The 14,839-nt window shown below is 69.7% G+C and carries 13 protein-coding genes, 1 other RNA gene and 1 pseudogene; 8 read left to right on the top strand and 7 right to left on the bottom strand.

Annotated elements, in window-relative coordinates:
- Positions 1 to 39: 39 nt before the first annotated feature.
- Complete coding sequence (locus AQI70_RS03105) at positions 40 to 1,338, top strand: bifunctional RNase H/acid phosphatase (RefSeq protein ID WP_062145025.1); 1,299 nt, start codon at positions 40 to 42, stop codon at positions 1,336 to 1,338.
- On the opposite strand, the gene eda is transcribed toward AQI70_RS03105, so the two are convergent.
- Together eda and yaaA are read right to left on the bottom strand one after the other, a co-directional pair.
- Entirely contained in the window at positions 1,321 to 1,953 is a 633-nt protein-coding gene (gene eda / locus AQI70_RS03100) for a bifunctional 4-hydroxy-2-oxoglutarate aldolase/2-dehydro-3-deoxy-phosphogluconate aldolase (RefSeq protein WP_062143689.1), read from the bottom strand. The two genes, AQI70_RS03105 and eda, sit on opposite strands and share 18 nt — an antisense overlap.
- A 92-nt stretch (positions 1,954 to 2,045) precedes the next feature.
- Positions 2,046 to 2,828, bottom strand: coding sequence for a peroxide stress protein YaaA (gene yaaA, locus AQI70_RS03095; RefSeq protein ID WP_062143686.1), 783 nt, complete (start codon positions 2,826 to 2,828; stop codon positions 2,046 to 2,048).
- A gap of 73 nt (positions 2,829 to 2,901) precedes the next feature.
- Here yaaA and AQI70_RS03090 point away from each other — a divergent pair, with 73 nt between their 5' ends.
- Positions 2,902 to 4,344 (top strand): RNB domain-containing ribonuclease, encoded by a 1,443-nt coding sequence (locus tag AQI70_RS03090; protein ID WP_062143683.1) that lies wholly within the window; start codon positions 2,902 to 2,904, stop codon positions 4,342 to 4,344.
- On the opposite strand, the gene AQI70_RS03085 is transcribed toward AQI70_RS03090, so the two are convergent.
- Both AQI70_RS03085 and AQI70_RS03080 read right to left on the bottom strand, forming a co-directional pair.
- The gene (locus AQI70_RS03085) at positions 4,295 to 4,897 is read right to left on the bottom strand and encodes a hypothetical protein (RefSeq protein ID WP_062143680.1); all 603 of its coding nucleotides are present in this window, start codon (positions 4,895 to 4,897) and stop codon (positions 4,295 to 4,297) included. The two genes, AQI70_RS03090 and AQI70_RS03085, sit on opposite strands and share 50 nt — an antisense overlap.
- Complete coding sequence (locus AQI70_RS03080; RefSeq protein ID WP_062143677.1) at positions 4,894 to 5,655, bottom strand: MerR family transcriptional regulator; 762 nt, start codon at positions 5,653 to 5,655, stop codon at positions 4,894 to 4,896. The genes AQI70_RS03085 and AQI70_RS03080 overlap by 4 nt, the downstream gene beginning before the upstream one ends.
- A gap of 162 nt (positions 5,656 to 5,817) precedes the next feature.
- Between AQI70_RS03080 and AQI70_RS03075 the strand changes: the two genes are divergently transcribed.
- The 3 genes from AQI70_RS03075 (at position 5,818) to AQI70_RS03065 (ending at position 9,215) form a co-directional block, all read left to right on the top strand.
- A complete protein-coding gene (locus AQI70_RS03075) occupies positions 5,818 to 6,396 on the top strand; it encodes a Uma2 family endonuclease (RefSeq protein WP_062143675.1) in 579 nt (192 codons plus the stop codon).
- A gap of 140 nt (positions 6,397 to 6,536) precedes the next feature.
- An RNA gene (rnpB, locus tag AQI70_RS03070) (RNase P RNA component class A) lies at positions 6,537 to 6,950 on the top strand.
- Between the two features lie 303 nt (positions 6,951 to 7,253).
- Positions 7,254 to 9,215 carry a DUF2075 domain-containing protein gene (locus AQI70_RS03065; protein ID WP_062143671.1) on the top strand — a complete coding sequence of 654 codons (1,962 nt, stop codon included), beginning with the start codon at positions 7,254 to 7,256 and terminating at the stop codon, positions 9,213 to 9,215.
- A gap of 272 nt (positions 9,216 to 9,487) precedes the next feature.
- Here the strand turns inward: AQI70_RS03065 and AQI70_RS39970 are convergent, their stop codons facing one another.
- The gene (locus tag AQI70_RS39970) at positions 9,488 to 9,763 is read right to left on the bottom strand and encodes a hypothetical protein (protein WP_244181437.1); all 276 of its coding nucleotides are present in this window, start codon (positions 9,761 to 9,763) and stop codon (positions 9,488 to 9,490) included.
- Positions 9,764 to 9,947: 184 nt separating this feature from the next.
- Here AQI70_RS39970 and AQI70_RS03055 point away from each other — a divergent pair, with 184 nt between their 5' ends.
- Positions 9,948 to 12,056, top strand: coding sequence for a DUF2075 domain-containing protein (locus AQI70_RS03055; protein WP_244181463.1), 2,109 nt, complete (start codon positions 9,948 to 9,950; stop codon positions 12,054 to 12,056).
- 73 nt (positions 12,057 to 12,129) lie between these two features.
- Here AQI70_RS03055 and AQI70_RS39965 read toward each other — a convergent pair whose 3' ends face one another.
- Positions 12,130 to 12,258 carry a DUF6408 family protein gene (locus tag AQI70_RS39965; RefSeq protein WP_244181436.1) on the bottom strand — a complete coding sequence of 43 codons (129 nt, stop codon included), beginning with the start codon at positions 12,256 to 12,258 and terminating at the stop codon, positions 12,130 to 12,132.
- A gap of 473 nt (positions 12,259 to 12,731) precedes the next feature.
- On the opposite strand from AQI70_RS39965, the pseudogene AQI70_RS39960 reads away from it, so the two are divergent.
- Both AQI70_RS39960 and AQI70_RS03050 read left to right on the top strand, forming a co-directional pair.
- Positions 12,732 to 12,980, top strand: a pseudogene (locus AQI70_RS39960) (nuclease-related domain-containing protein); the annotation flags it as partial.
- 398 nt (positions 12,981 to 13,378) lie between these two features.
- Positions 13,379 to 14,056 carry a DUF429 domain-containing protein gene (locus AQI70_RS03050; protein WP_062143655.1) on the top strand — a complete coding sequence of 226 codons (678 nt, stop codon included), beginning with the start codon at positions 13,379 to 13,381 and terminating at the stop codon, positions 14,054 to 14,056.
- Between the two features lie 18 nt (positions 14,057 to 14,074).
- Here AQI70_RS03050 and AQI70_RS03045 read toward each other — a convergent pair whose 3' ends face one another.
- Positions 14,075 to 14,833, bottom strand: a complete 759-nt coding sequence (locus tag AQI70_RS03045; protein WP_062143652.1) for a hypothetical protein — start codon at positions 14,831 to 14,833, stop codon at positions 14,075 to 14,077.
- Between the last annotated feature and the right edge of the window lie 6 nt (positions 14,834 to 14,839).

The raw sequence follows: 14,839 nt of genomic DNA, 5'->3' as shown, positions 1-14,839 counted from the left end.
GGCTCTGTAGGACCTCGGTAAATACAAGGGGCTTTGGTCGTGCGGGAGTTCATCGTCGAGGCCGACGGCGGGTCACGGGGCAACCCGGGGCCCGCGGGCTACGGCGCCGTGGTCATCGACGCGGCGACGGGCCAGACCCTGGCCGAGGCGGCCGAGTACATCGGCGTCGCCACGAACAACGTGGCCGAGTACCGCGGCCTGCTCGCGGGTCTGCGCGCCGCGCACGAGCTGGACCCGACGGCCACGGTCCACGTCCGTATGGACTCCAAGCTGGTCATCGAGCAGATGTCGGGCCGCTGGAAGATCAAGCACCCCGACATGAAGCCGCTGGCGTTCGAGGCGGCGCGGGTCTTCCCGGCGACGCGGGTGACGTACGAGTGGATGCCCAGGGAGCAGAACAAGCACGCGGACCGGCTGGCCAACGAGGCGATGGACGCCGGGAAGCGGGGGGAGCCCTGGTCGCCGGCGGCGTCCACCGCCGAACTCGCGGCGGCTGACGCGCGGGCCGCGCGGGCCGTGGCCGAGCCCGAGCCCGAGCCGTCCGGCCCGCCGGGAGACGCCGCCGCGGGCGCGGCGCGGGCGCGTGCGGCGCTGGCCGAGGGGCGGGTTTCCGCGGCGGCCGAGGGGCGGCTTTCCGCGGCGGCCGAGGCCGACGTCAGGGCCGCGCGCACCGTGGCCACGCCCTCGTCCGGCTGGGCCCCCGCCGACATGGGGGCCCCGGCCACCTTCGTACTGCTCCGGCACGGGGAGACCCCCCTCACCCCCCAGAAGCGGTTCTCCGGCAGTGGCGGTACCGATCCGTCCCTCTCCGACGTCGGCCGGGAGCAGGCCGAGCGGGTCGGCGCCGCCCTCGCCCGGCGCGGCACCATCCAGGCCGTCGTGGCCTCGCCGCTGGCCCGCACCTGGGAGACCGCGGGCATCGTCGCCGCCCGCCTCGGCCTGGAGGTGACCATCGACGACGGCCTGCGCGAGACCGACTTCGGCGCCTGGGAGGGCCTCACCTTCGGCGAGGTCCGCGAGCGCTACCCGGAAGACCTCGACGCCTGGCTGGCCGACCCCGAGGCCCGCCCCACCGGCGACGGCGAGAGCTTCGCGGCGACCGCCACCCGCATAGCCGCCACCCGCGACAAGCTGATCGCGGCGTACACCGGCCGCACGGTCCTCCTCGTCACGCACGTCACCCCGATCAAGACGTTCGTACGCCTCGCCCTCGGCGCCCCGCCCGAGTCCCTGTTCCGCATGGAACTGTCGGCGGCCTCCCTCTCGGCGATCGCGTACTACGCCGACGGCAACGCCAGCGTCCGTCTCGTCAACGACACCTCACACCTGCGCCCCTGAGTCCCTGAGCCGGGCCGCCTCCCGCGCCAGCGCCTCGACCCGCCCCCAGTCCCGGGCCGCCACCGCGTCCACCGGAAGCATCCAACTGCCGCCCACGCAACCGACGTTGGGCAGCGCGAGATAGCCCGGGGCCGACGCCGGACCGATCCCGCCCGTGGGACAGAACCGGGCCTGTGGCAGCGGCCCGTACAACGACCTGAGATACGCCGTGCCGCCCGCCGCCTCGGCCGGGAAGAACTTCATCTCCCGCACCCCGCGCTCCAGCAGTGCCACCACCTCGGACGTGGTCGACACGCCCGGCAGATACGGCACCCCGGACCCCCGCATGGCATCGAGCAGTACGTCCGTCCAGCCGGGGCTTACCAGGAAGCGCGCCCCCGCCGCGACCGCCTCCGACACCTGTTCCGGTGTGATCACCGTGCCCGCCCCGACCACCGCGTCCGGCACCGCGTCGGCGACCGCCCGGATCGCCGCCCACGCGGTCGGCGTCCGCAGCGTCACCTCGATCGCGGGCAGCCCGCCCGCGACCAGCGCCCTGGCCAGCGGTACGGCGTCGGCGGGATCGTCGACCACGACCACAGGGACGACGGGCGCGAGATCCAGGACGGAGGTCATGGCCTCATCCTGCCCAGGGCATGCAGTGTGCGCAAAGGGAGTTGCGCATGATGCAATGCACGCGATGCGCCCTCAGGGGAGGACGATGCGGGCTAGTGGATCTCCGTCACCAGCACATCGAGCGTCCACGCCTTCCCGGCCTTCCCGGGCGCCTCGACCTCCACCTCGTATCCGAGATCCCGCAGCACCTCCACCAGCTCGGCCGGGCCCTCGGGCGCGGCGCCGGCCGTCAGCAGGCTCCGTACGATCCGCCCCTTCGTCGCCTTGTTGAAGTGGCTGACGACCTTCCGGGTCGGCGCGTGCAGCACCCGCACCGTCGCCGTCCGCCCGGCCACCTCGCCCTTCGGCTTCCACGCCGCCGCGTACGCCGACGACCGCAGATCCAGCACCAGCCCGTCCCCGGCCGCCTCCGGCAGCACACCGGCCATCGGCGCCCGCCAGTGCGCGCCGAGCGCACCGAGGCCGGGGAGCTTCACGCCCATCGAGCAGCGGTAGGAGGGGATCTTGTCGGTGACCCCGACGGCACCCCACAGTCCCGAGAAGACCAGCAGTGACCGGGCCGCCCGCTTCTTCGCCGCCGCGTCCAGCGACGCCAGGTCGAGGGCGTCGTACAAGACCCCGGTGTAGATCTCCCCGGCGGGCCGCGCGCCGGCCGTGCGCAGCGCGGCGTTCTTCGCGACCTCGCCCCGCAGGCCCTCACTCAGCCCGAGTACCTCCCGCGCCTTGTCCTCGTCGCCCGCACACAGCTCGACGAGCTCGCCGAGAACGGCCTCACGGGCCTCGTTGAGCCCCGGCAGCGACAGTGACTCCAGCTTCAGCGAGGCACCCCGACCGGACGGGGCCTTCCCCTCGGAAGGCGGCAGCAGGACAAGCACACGTACTCCTTCAGTCGAACTCCGCCACAGCGTACGGCGTGCCACCCGGCGGCCCTCGCCCTACGCTCGACACATGCCCCGCCGCCACATCCGAGTGACCGGCGCACCCGAGGCCCCCCTCCGGGCCGCCCTCGGCGCGCTCCGTACCGAACTGGGCGTCTCCGGCAGCTTCCCGCCCGAGGTGTCGGCGGAGGCCGAACAGGCCGCCAACGCCACCGCCCGCCCGTCGCACGACGCCACCGACCTCCCCTTCCTCACCATCGACCCGCCCACCTCCACCGACCTCGACCAGGCGATGCACCTCTCCCGGCAGGGCACCGGCTACCGCGTCCGGTACGCCATCGCCGACGTCGCCGCCTTCGTCGTACCGTCGAGCGCGCTCGACCGGGAGGCGCACCGGCGGGTGATGACCCTCTACTTCCCCGACGGGCGGATCCCGCTCCACCCCGAGGTGCTCGGCGAGGGCGCGGCGAGCCTGCTCCCGGACCAGGTCCGGCCCGCCGTCCTGTGGACCATCGACCTCGACGCGGAGGGCCGTACGCTCGCCGTCGACGTCCGCCGTGCCCTGGTGCGCAGCCGGGCCAAGCTGGACTACGCGGCCGTGCAGAAGGAGATCGACAGCGGGACCGCCGAGGAGCCGCTCGCGCTGCTGAAGGAGATCGGGGAGCTGCGGGAGCGGCTGGAGGTGGAGCGGGGCGGGATCTCGCTGAACGTGCCGGAGCAGGAGATAGTCGAGCGCGACGGTGACCACACCTACGAACTCGCCTACCGCGCACCCCACCCCGCCGACGGCTGGAACGCCCAGCTCTCCCTGCTCACCGGCATGGCCGCCGCCGACCTGATGCTGGCAGGCGGCACCGGCATCCTGCGGACCCTCCCCGCCGCCCCCGACGGCGCCGTCGGCCGCCTGCGCCGCACCGCGCACGCCCTGCACATCGACTGGCCGCACCACGTCTCGTACGCCGAACTGGTCCGCTCCCTCGACCCGCACCGCCCGCACCACGCGGCCTTCCTCCAGGAGTGCACGACGCTGCTGCGCGGCGCCGGCTACACCGTCTTCCGGGACGGCGACCTCCCCGTCATCACCACCCACTCCGCCGTGGCCGCCCCCTACGCCCACTGCACGGCGCCACTGCGCCGCCTCGCCGACCGGTACGTCAGTGAGATCTGCCTGGCCACCGCCGCCGGACAGCCGGTGCCCGACTGGGTGCTGTCCGCCCTGGACGCGCTGCCCGCCCGGATGGCCGAGGGAGCGCGGCGCGCGGGCACCGTCGAGCGGGAGTGCGTCGACCTCGTGGAGGCGGCGCTGCTGAAGGACCGGGTGGGGGAGGTGTTCGACGGCTGGGTGGTGGACGTGCAGGAGCGGCAACCCGCCCGGGGCACCGTGCAGTTGGAGTCTCCGGCGGTCATAGGCCGGATCGAGGGCACGGACCGGCTCCCCCTGGGAGAACGTCTCCGGGTCCGCCTCACCCAGGCCGATCCGGGCGTGGCGAAGGTGCGCTTCGTGCCGTCGTGATCGCTCGTACGAGGGCGTCGGCGTCGTCGGCGTGAAAGCGGACGAGGCGGATGTCCCGCCGACGACCGAGGAAGCCGAAGTAGGGGACGGTGTCGGCGAGTTCGAGCGTCACCGAAGTCTGCGCCCCGATGACGACATCGAGCTCACCCTCCGCCCGCTCATGGGTCGTGCGCAACTCGCGCCGCACATGCGCGATCTTCTCCACCGGTATCCGCAGATCGACGTGGGCGGCACGCCGGATGCGCAGGGAGTCGGCGTCGAGCACATGCGGTCGTACGACGGAGGCCGCGTGCAGCGCGACGACCAGCACGATGGTGTACACGTCGAGGAGGAACACCACCCGGTGCACGGCCGGATGGTCCCGCAGCAGCACGGACATGGTGATCGACTCGACCACGCACACGAACGCCAGCCCGAACATCACCGGGCCCTGCCCCCGCGCATACCCGAAGGCGGTGCCCGAGCCGGTCTGGTGGCGACGCCGGGCCACCCACAGCGCGAGGCTGACGAGGAGCCGCAGCTCGTGCCGGGCCACGACGAGCACGGCGTTCATCGCCGCTCCTCCATGAGGATCCGCAGCGTACGGCGGATCGCCTCGGCCTGCGCCGGGGCGAAGTCGGCGTAGAAGGCGCGCAGGAAGCTGTCGTCGTGATCGATGTCGCCCCAACCGCCCGGCAGCAGATCGCGGGGCAGACAGTCGGCCAGAGCGCGGGCGGCCTCCTCCACGCGCGGGTCGCCGGGGCCGGCGTCGGCGAGGTCGTCGAGCAGGGCGTAGGCGGCCAGGGCCCGCTCCACCCCGCCCGGCGTGGCCAGCGCGCCGCCCATCACCTCCATGATCCGCTCACGGTCCTCGGGGGAGGCCGTGGTCTCGATCAGCGCGAGCATCTCGCGGTCCTTGGCGGCCATGGGCGAGTCGGCTGCGGCATGCGCCATGTCCTGGAACAGGGCGGCCAGCCGGGGCGACACAGGCCCTTCGGCCGGCACCCCGCCCTCCGTCTCCAGCAACGCCCGCAACCGCGCCCGCCGCTCCCGGATGGCGGCCTCCTGCCGCGCGAGATCCTCATCGAGCTCGCTCAGCACCTCGACAAGATCCTTCCCGGCATCCTCCGCGAGCACGTCCCGCACCTCCGCGAGCCCCAGCCCCAACTCGGTCAGCCGCCGAATCCGCGCGAGCACGACGGCATGCCGCAGGGTGTAGTCCCGGTAGCCGTTCGGACGCCGCTCGGGCTCGGGCAGCAGCCCCTGATGGTGGTAGTGCCGCACGGTCCGCGTGGTGACGCCGACGGCGGCGGCGAGTTCTCCGATCCGCATGGGATCAGTAGAGACGTTGACGCTGCGGCAGGGTCAAGCGAGCGGCTCGCCGCCTGACGGTGCCGTGATCGTGTGCCACGATCGAAGGAACGGTTCCCGATCTCACGGACAGGTGATCTTCCGATGTCCCAGTCTGGCGAGCGACCGAAGGAGGGGCGTGACATGACTGCCATGGCCCATGAGCCGCTCACGCAGGAAGAAGTCCTGCTGGAGGGCTTTCTCGCCCTGGACACCCCGGAGGGTTTCCGGGCGGAGCTGATCGAGGGGGAGATCGTTGTGACACCGCCGCCGGACGGGGATCACGAGGACTGCATCGAGTTGATCGTGAACCAGGTCTACAGGCGGTCCCGGACCGACATGCAGTTCTCCGGGAACAAGGGACTGAAGTTGCAGAGCGGGAGCGACTGCCCGAAGGACCACGTGATCCCGGACGGCACGTTCGCTCCGAGGAAGCTGCGTCTCTACCGGGGCGCCGACTCCTGGATGCCCTGCGACGGCGTCGCCATGGTCCTTGAGGTGACCTCCACCAAGCCCAAGGCCGACCGCGAGGCCAAGCGCCGCTGCTACGCCCGCGGCGGCATCCCGCTCTACCTGCTCGTCGATCGCGAGGCCTCATCGGTCACCCTCTTCAGCGACCCCGAGAAGGGCGACTACCGGGAGCACTGCACACGTCCCCTCGGTAAGCCTCTGGTCCTCCCGGAGCCCTTCGCCTTCGACCTGGACACGTCGGACTTTCTCTGAACGCGGCCTACGAGAGACCGGCCTGCGCCCGGTGAAGGTCGCCGGAACGCTCGGCTCCAGCGGGCGTGCTGATCGCAGGCCCGGATCAGTGCCGGCTACGGCCGCCCCTCGCAGGCCGGTAACATGGTCCACACGGCAGACGAGCCGGGCGGACGGCCGCGTGGAGCTCCCCAGGGGGCTTCCCGAGGAACGTCCGGGCTCCACAGGGCAGGGTGGTGGCTAACGGCCACCCGGGGTGACCCGCGGGACAGTGCCACAGAAAGCAGACCGCCCGGCGCTCAGGCGCTGGGTAAGGGTGAAACGGTGGTGTAAGAGACCACCAGTGCCCAGGGTGACCTGGGCAGCTAGGTAAACCCCACCCGGAGCAAGGTCAAGAGGGGCCGCCTTCTCGCAAGAGCGGGCGACCCTGCGCGGACGTTCGAGGGCTGCCCGCCCGAGTCCGCGGGTAGACCGCAGGAGGCCGACGGCAACGCCGGCCCTAGATGGATGGCCGTCGCCGGGGGGTCCGCGAGGACCCCTCGGAACAGAACCCGGCGTACAGCCCGACTCGTCTGCCGCCTCACATTTCCACGGCCATTGGCCATAGGCCATGTTCTCCGGATGACGCCCGGCACGGCGAGCCAGCAAGGGGGTCGGCGCAAGTGCACCGCTGACAGCTGGCGACGGGCGTCTTGGCGTTGGCAGGGAAGACCCCGGACACAGCGTCTGCTGCCGCCACCGGTACCAGTGCCAGTGCCGCCAGGTACCCTCAAACACATCGTCAACGCGGCCCGACGGGCTTCCGCTCCACCCCGGTGGAGTCTCGAAGGACATGCCCCCACCCGCACGAGTCTTTTCGTGCTGCCTGGGGGAAGTCCTTGCTGTTCCGCGCGTCCGCGAAAACGGTCGCCGTCATGGCACTCGACGGTTCGCTGTTCCTGCACCTCACCGACAAGTTCGTCCACATGCACGGCTATCGGCCCGGCGCCTCGGAAGTGCGTTCCTGGGAGCGCAGCATCCCCGTCCTGGCCGCCGCACTCAACGACGCCGGACTGGGCGACGTGGAGGTCATGCTGGAGTACGCGCTCCCGCTGAACAGCAAGCGCGCCGATGTCGTCCTCGCTGGAGTGCACCCGGTCACGGGAGAGCCGTCCTATGTCGTGGTGGAGCTGAAGCAGTGGAGCCAGGCACTGCCACATGAGGACGACCCCACCCTGTGTCATGTCGACGCCTATGCCCAGCCGGTACTCAATCCCATCGAGCAGGTGCGCCGCTACTGCGAATATCTCGTCAATTTCAATGGGGCGGTGGCCGAACACGGGCACCGGGTGGCCGGAGTGGCGTATCTGCACAATGCCACCGAGTTCGGAGTGACCGGACTGCGGGAGATCGAGCGCGACGGCCACGGACTGCTCTTCACGGCGGAACGCCGAGGCGCCTTCCTGGACCACCTTCGTTCAAGGCTGAGCGACAAGCACCCGGGAGCCCGGGCGGCGGACGAACTCCGCGCAGGCGCCACGGTGCCGTCGAAGCAGCTCATGTCCGTGGCCGCTCAGGAGGTGCGCGAACGCACGCAGTTCGTCCTCCTCGACGAGCAGCAGGTCGCGTACCGCATGGTGCTCAACGCGGTGGAGAAGGCCAAGCACGCCGATCGCAAGGAGGTCGTCATCGTCACGGGCGGCCCAGGCACCGGCAAGAGCGTCATCGCTCTCCAACTGCTCGGCGAGCTCTACCGGCGTGGGGTTCCGGCGCTGCACGCCACCGGCTCGCAGTCGTTCACGAAGACGATGAGGAAGGTCGCTGGAGCCCGCAAGCGGGAAGTCCAGGACCTGTTCAAGTACTTCAACAGCTTCATGACGGCCGAGAAGAACAGCCTGGGCGCCCTGATCTGCGACGAGGCACACCGTATCCGGGAGACCTCGGCCAACCGCTACACGCGCGCCGAGCATCGTACCGGCAGGGCACAGATCGACGAACTCATCGACGTCGCCTACGTGCCCGTCTTCTTCCTCGACGAGCACCAGGTCGTCCGCCCCGGCGAGATGGGCACCGTGGCCGACATCAAGGCGGCAGCGGCGAAGCGCGGCATCCCCTGCAGTGTCGTCCCCCTGGACAGCCAGTTCCGTTGCGGTGGCAGTGACGCCTACCTGCGCTGGGTGGTCCGCCTCCTCGGCCTGGAGCCGGGCGGACCGGTCGTATGGGAGCCCGACGACCGTATGCAGTTGCTGGTCGCCGACAGCCCGCAGGAGATGGAAGCCTTCCTCGAAGCCCGTCGGACCCAGGGCTACGGCGCCCGTATGTCCGCGGGCTATTGCTGGAGCTGGTCCCCGGAACCCAAGCCCGGCGACCCGCTCCCGCCCGACGTCGTCATCGGCGACTGGGGCCGTCCCTGGAACCTGCGCGGTGACCGCTCCGTCTCCGGCGCGCCCCCGGCCGCCCTGTGGGCCACCGACCCGGCCGGCTTCGGACAGGTCGGCTGCGTCTACACCGCCCAGGGCTTCGAGTACGACTGGTCCGGCGTGATCATCGGCCCCGATCTGGTCTGGCGCGGCGACCGCTGGATCACGGACCGCACGGCGTCGAAGGACCCGGTCTTCAAGAGGTCCACCCCTGACCATGACGTGGACCGCCTGATCCGCAACACCTACAAGGTGCTGCTGACCCGGGGCATGGTCGGCACAGTCGTGTATTCGACGGACCCAGAGACCCGAGAGAAGCTACGCGAGCTGGGGGCCGTCTGGAACGGGACCCCGCAGGGGGCTGACCGCAGCGTGGACGGTCCGGCAGGGAAGGCAGCTGAAACGGGTCAGAAGGCGGCCAGAACGGGTCAAACCGGGTAGCCCGTTCGCTCCGCCTCCTTTGAGACCGTCTCGAAGGAGGCAGCGGAATTCAGACGAGCCGCGATCTCGGGCGCCAGTGGCCGCTGTCCATAAATGTGGCAGACGGCGTCGAGGTCGACGGGGCACTCGTATTAGTCCTCTGCGAACGACTGCTTCAGGAGTGGGCTCGACAAGCAGGTCGAGCATCCAGCCGGAGCCGTCGGGCCAGCTCTGCGATCTGGGCGTGGAAGGCCCCAGGCACCGAGTCGAGCACGCCCGGCCAGACCACGTCCTCAGCGTTCGGACTCATCGGCGACTCGTGGTCGAAGCCGCGTATGTACGCGCCGGCAAGGGAAAAGACGACATCGAACTCGTCCCCGCTGCCGCTCCGCATCGAGAAAGGCTTCCTCAGTCTCCGACCAGCGCACGTCGAAGGAGTAGTACTTGTAGTCGCAGGGATTCAGCACGGCTGCGGTTATGGCGATGGAACGGCACATCTCTCGCAGGCCGGGGATGTCCAGCAGCGCGGCGGCAACATCATGAACGGTCATGAGTTCGTCCAAGCCCATGCCACTGGCAGCGTGATCCGGCCACGATGCCTACGGATCGGGCCGACGAACAAGCATCCGGTTTCTCTGTATGGGGCCGTGTTTCTAAGATCACCGGTACCGGATTGCGGCCCGACGGGCTTCCCCAGGGACATGCCCCCACCCGCGCGAGTCACTCGTGCCCTGGGGGAACCACCTCGTGTCCATGCTCCTGCTGAGATTGTCCGCGCAGGATCTGCTCACCCTGAACTCGAGGCGGCGGATGGTGCCTCATCTCGCGGCCAGGTATCAGTACTTTCGAGGCCGCGATGTGTCGGACTCCGAGCGCGAGGCGTGGGCCGAGAGCCTGGTCGAGCTGGCGGAGGACCTGGTCGCAGCGGAGCGGGGCAACGTCGAGATGGTCGTCGAGTGTGCAGCGACGGTCGACGAACCGGAGAGGGGCGAGCCGCGGCTCATCGATGTCGTGCTCGTGGGCCGACATCCTGAGACGCGTCTGCCCTCATTCCAACTCGTCGAACTGAAGCGATGGTCAACGGTGACGCAGGTGGAAGCGGCCACGGCGGAGCTGGTGAGTGTGCCGGGAATCAAGAAGCCAAAGAAGCACCCTGCGCTACAACTCCGCGACACATACCAGTTGTTCACCGGGGATCAGGGACCACTGCGTGGAATCTCGATCGAATGCGGCGGATTCGCATACCTGCACAACGCCACCGATGACTCGGTCCGGCCGCTGCTGGATACGTTGGCACCGACCGGCGCCTACGAACGTGTGTACACCCGCGACAGCCGTGACCTGCTCCTTGCGGACCTGCGAGGGAATTTCGCGGAGGAGGGCGCGGCTTCCGAGGCAGAGCAACTGCTGCGGCTGATGAATTTGCGCAACACGCCCCTTCTCGACGCGATGATCAGATCCCGCGGAGAGGACACGGTGTTCACCCTGCGCGGACAGCAGAAGAGAGTGGCGGCCAGTGTGCGGCAACGAGCCGCAGCAGTCCTCGGTCATCCCGACCAGTCCGTCGCGCTGCCGGACGACGGACGAGCCGTGTTCATCGTGACGGGCGGTGCAGGCACTGGAAAGAGCGCGGTCGGTCTACAGCTCAGGGCCGATTTTGAGGCGGGCGGCCACACGGTGAAGTACGCCAGTGGCAGCCGCGCCTTCAATGGGGCACTCAAGGAGCAGGTGGGCTACACGGACAAGGAGTTCAGGAAGAGGTTCGCCTACTTCAGCCACTTCGTGACCCCTCCCGAGCCTCGCCTGGACGTCCTCATCTGTGACGAGGCGCATCGCTTGAGAGAGCGAACCATCGACATGTACCGCCGGGAAGAGAAGTCCGGCAAGCAGCCTCAGGTGGACGATCTGCTTGACGCCTCCCGGCTCACGGTGTTCTTTCTCGACGAGAGCCAGTCCGTGCGGCCGAAGGAGGTCGGAACGGTAAGCCTGATCGAGGGAGCAGCCAGAGCGCGGGGGATCACTCCGCTCCACTATCGGCTCAGGGAGGAATGGCGCTGCGGAGGCAGTGACGCCTACATCCGCTGGGTCCGTGCTGTCCTGGGCATTGAGGCAGGAACCACCGAGTGGACCCCTGACGGGTTGATGCATGTGGAGGTGGCCGACAGCCCGGAGGAACTCGAGCACATCATCAGGACCGAGGCAGAGGCGGGAGCGACGGCCCGCATGGTGGCCGGCTTCTGCTGGCCGTGGACTGAGCCGGTGGGAAAGGGCAAAGCCGCACGCCTGGAGGCAGACGTGCGGATCGGTGGCTGGCACCGGCCGTGGAACGCCAAAAGCGACTCCTTCTGCGAGGACGGAGCGGTGCCCCCCTCAACGATTTGGTCTGTCCACCCCTTCGGCATCAACCAGATCGGCTGTGTCTACACGGCGCAGGGACTTGAGTGGGACTGGTGCGGGGTGATCCTCGGTGACGACATGGTGAGACGCGGCGACCGCTGGGTCTATCGCAAGGGGCAGTGGTATGAGGACTCGGAAGCCAAGGTTAAACGCGTCAAAGTCCCCGGCTCGTTCGACATGAAGCTCAGGGAGACGACGGGGAGTAAGGAAGACAGCGAGGAAGAGTTCGCCCGGTGCGTCCGGCACGCCTACCACGTGCTCATGACGAGGGCCAGCCGCGCGACGGTGCTCTACTCGACGGACGAGGAGACCCAGGATTACCTCAAGGCCTGCGTCGGTGACGTGCAGATACATGGCCTCCGACCCACGTGGGAAAACCTTCCTGCCGAGGCGCGGGTACCGCATCGCCCCAGCCCGAAGAGGAAAGGCAATGACACCGCTCCTGGGCAAGAACTCCTCTTCTGACGGATCCTCGCCGTATATAGGAAGTCAGGTGTGAAGAGGAGTGGCGGGCTCCCGGGCCCGCCACGTGCCCGCCTCAGATGAGGTGGCGTGCTGCCACCGCCAGTGCCTCCAATACGAGGTTGGAGATCAGGCCTGCGGCGGCGCCGGCCAGGATCTCGCGGATCCAAGGACGACGCGCAGGCTTGTACTCGACCGATTCCATATGGGCCCACTCCATGGTGTGAGTTCGGAATGGTAGGACCGCCCTACCGGGCATCCGTCCCATCCGTCACTCACGACCAGCGGACTGGACCGCGGACTCCGCCTCGTACCCTCCGGGAAGGTGCGCAGCGAGGAAAAAGCCTATCGCACAGTGCGGGTACGGGATCAGGACAACCCCTTGGCCGTTGGCTGGAGTTGGAGCCTGAGATTCGCCAGACGTCATGCCGCTGCGGCAACCGCACCACGCGGGTACGGAGGGCCCATGCAGCTTCAGGAGACGCCGGATTTCCGGCCCGGAAGCAGTGAGCGTGATGCAGATGTGCCATGTCAAGGAGAAGGACGGGCCCTGCTTCGCGGTCTCCTCGACCATGGGGAACGGCAGCTCTCGCGGGACACGAGGAGCGGGGAACAGGCAGGCGGGAAGGCCGGTGGGTCACGGTCACCGAGTCCGAGTTCGATCCCGAACGCCGCAGCCTGGAGGCGATCCGCGAGAAGCTGCCCGATTCCGATCCCTGGTGTGCCCGGTCGAACTTCACCTTCACCGCGAACACCGGCCACTTCCGCGAGGGAGACCTGCTGGTCGTCGCCCCGGCGCGTCCGCATGATCGAGCTGAAGGACTGGCACGGCTCGGTCACTTCCGAGAACGGCATCGGGTACAGACCACGCCCGGTGGCCGCCGCCGCACGCGTGGCAACCCGCTGCGCCTGGTCAATCCCAAGGCCTAGCAGGTAGCTCCGGTGGCGTCGGTGGTCTCTCCGAAGATCTTGTCGGCGGTAAGCAGCCCGCAGTCGGGTTTGGCGAGCCGGTGCAGGGCCAGTCGGCTAACGTGATACGCGGGAAGTGGGACGACGCTCATCGCGGTATTCATGTTCGGTGGCCCGGACCGTGAGCGGCCCGAGCGCGCACGTGACGCGATCATGGGCGGAGAGCAGGTGGTCCCCGATGAAGCCGAGGACTACGGCGGCCAAGAGGATGGTAACCGCGCCGACGCCTCGTCGTATCGCTGCGACGACCTCGGCCCTGGCCGGTGTGCACGTGTCCTGCACGGCTTCTGGTCACGCAGAACGTCCGCGCAGCCCAGAGGCCGTCTTTGCGAATCGCGTAGGAGAGGCGACGCGGCATGGACGTCCTGGGGATCGATGCCTGTGGCAAGCAGGGGTGGGCCGGGATCAGGCTCGCGGACGGGGCGTACGCGGGCAGCCTGGTCGGCGTCCGGCTCGATGCGTTGATCGAGCGTGCCGCCGGGGTGGCGGCGATCGCGGTGGACATGCCGCTCGGGCTGGTCGAGCAGGGCTGGCGGGCCGCGGATCTCCAGGCGCGGGCGTTGCTGCGGGTGCGGCGAAGCAGTGTTTTCCTCATGGCACCGCGGCCGGCGTGGCTGGAGCCGGACTACCCGGCGGCCTCGGAGCGATGCCGGGCGCTCACCGGGTGTCGGCTGAGCAGGCAGGCATGGTCGCTGGCTCCCAAGCTGCTGGAGGCCAGGGCGTGTTGGCTCGCCGACGACCGGATCCACGAGGTGCATCCCGAGGTGTCCTTCCGCGCGCTGGCCGGCGGCGTGCCGCTGGACTACCCCAAAAGGACCTGGCGCGGCCAGAACCTGCGCCGCCGGCTGCTGGCCGCAGCCGGGCTCGTGCTGCCGGACGAGCTCGGCGAGGCGGACCGCGTTCCTGTGGACGACGTTCTCGACGCCGCTGCGGCGGCCTGGTCGGCACACCGGATCGCGCTGGGTGTCGCGGGCCGGATTCCAGAGGTCCCTGAGGCGGACGCGGAAGGGCGCGTCATCGAGATCCGGTACTGACGATCCGCCAAAGGGTTTTCAGAGCGCGTCCACCGCGCTCACCTTCCACCCGTCGTCCGTCCGCGTCATCGTCATCCGCACCCGGTTCAAGTCCACCCGCGACCCCGAAACCTGTGTGCTCTCGGTGACCTGATTGACGAAGAGCAGGACCACGACCCTGTCCGGGGAGGCCGATACGACGGAGGCGGCCGGGGTGCCGGCGGAGGACGGGGCGGCGATCGTGGCCTTCACCACGCCGTGGTACTTCTTGGCCGTCGGGGTGACCACGGTCTTCGTCGTCTTGGCGTACTCGTCGCGGAAGTCGCCGGTCAGGTGGGCGCGGGCCTTTGTGAAGTCCTTGTCCAGGTGGCGGTAGTCGTAGGACAGGACGACGGGGGCCGCCTCGCGTGCGGCCGCGACCGCCTCCGTGCGGGCCGTCTCCGTGCGTCGGGCGTCCCGGTACTGCCATCCCAGTACGGCGAGCGCGACCAGGGCCGCCACGAGCAGGACGCCGAGCAGGGCCGTGAGCAGCCTTCGGCGGCGGGGTGTGCTGCGGTGCTCCGGTGCGTCGTCGTCCTCCTCGAAGGCCTCCGGCGACGGCTCCGGCGGGTCCTGCCAGCCGTTCTTCGGGGCCTCGATGAGGACCGTGCGGCCCGCGAGCGGGCGCTCGGCACGGGTGTCCGAGTCCTCGTCGGTGGCCGCCGCCGGGGCGGCGTCGCCGTGGCCGCGTTCCGCGCGCTTGGCCGCGGCGCGGGCGGCTGCCGTCAGCGTGCGCCGAGTGGTGGTCGTCTTCGGCATGGTCGT

Origin of the sequence: Streptomyces curacoi (genome assembly GCF_001513975.1) — a bacterium.
GTDB lineage: Bacteria > Actinomycetota > Actinomycetes > Streptomycetales > Streptomycetaceae > Streptomyces > Streptomyces curacoi.
Note: the sequence above shows the minus strand (reverse complement) of the source record. Positions and strands in the feature narration are given on the sequence as shown.

Coding starts and splice junctions, on each gene's coding strand:
- eda (WP_062143689.1), bottom strand. CDS start 1,953: ATGACCTCCGTCCTGGATCTCGCGCCCGTCGTCCCTGTGGTCGTGGTC.
- AQI70_RS03090 (WP_062143683.1), top strand. CDS start 2,902: ATGCCCCGCCGCCACATCCGAGTGACCGGCGCACCCGAGGCCCCCCTC.
- AQI70_RS03085 (WP_062143680.1), bottom strand. CDS start 4,897: ATGAACGCCGTGCTCGTCGTGGCCCGGCACGAGCTGCGGCTCCTCGTC.
- AQI70_RS03080 (WP_062143677.1), bottom strand. CDS start 5,655: ATGCGGATCGGAGAACTCGCCGCCGCCGTCGGCGTCACCACGCGGACC.
- AQI70_RS03075 (WP_062143675.1), top strand. CDS start 5,818: ATGACTGCCATGGCCCATGAGCCGCTCACGCAGGAAGAAGTCCTGCTG.
- AQI70_RS39970 (WP_244181437.1), bottom strand. CDS start 9,763: ATGGGCTTGGACGAACTCATGACCGTTCATGATGTTGCCGCCGCGCTG.
- AQI70_RS03055 (WP_244181463.1), top strand. CDS start 9,948: ATGCTCCTGCTGAGATTGTCCGCGCAGGATCTGCTCACCCTGAACTCG.
- AQI70_RS39965 (WP_244181436.1), bottom strand. CDS start 12,258: ATGGAATCGGTCGAGTACAAGCCTGCGCGTCGTCCTTGGATCCGCGAG.
- AQI70_RS03050 (WP_062143655.1), top strand. CDS start 13,379: ATGGACGTCCTGGGGATCGATGCCTGTGGCAAGCAGGGGTGGGCCGGG.
- AQI70_RS03045 (WP_062143652.1), bottom strand. CDS start 14,833: ATGCCGAAGACGACCACCACTCGGCGCACGCTGACGGCAGCCGCCCGC.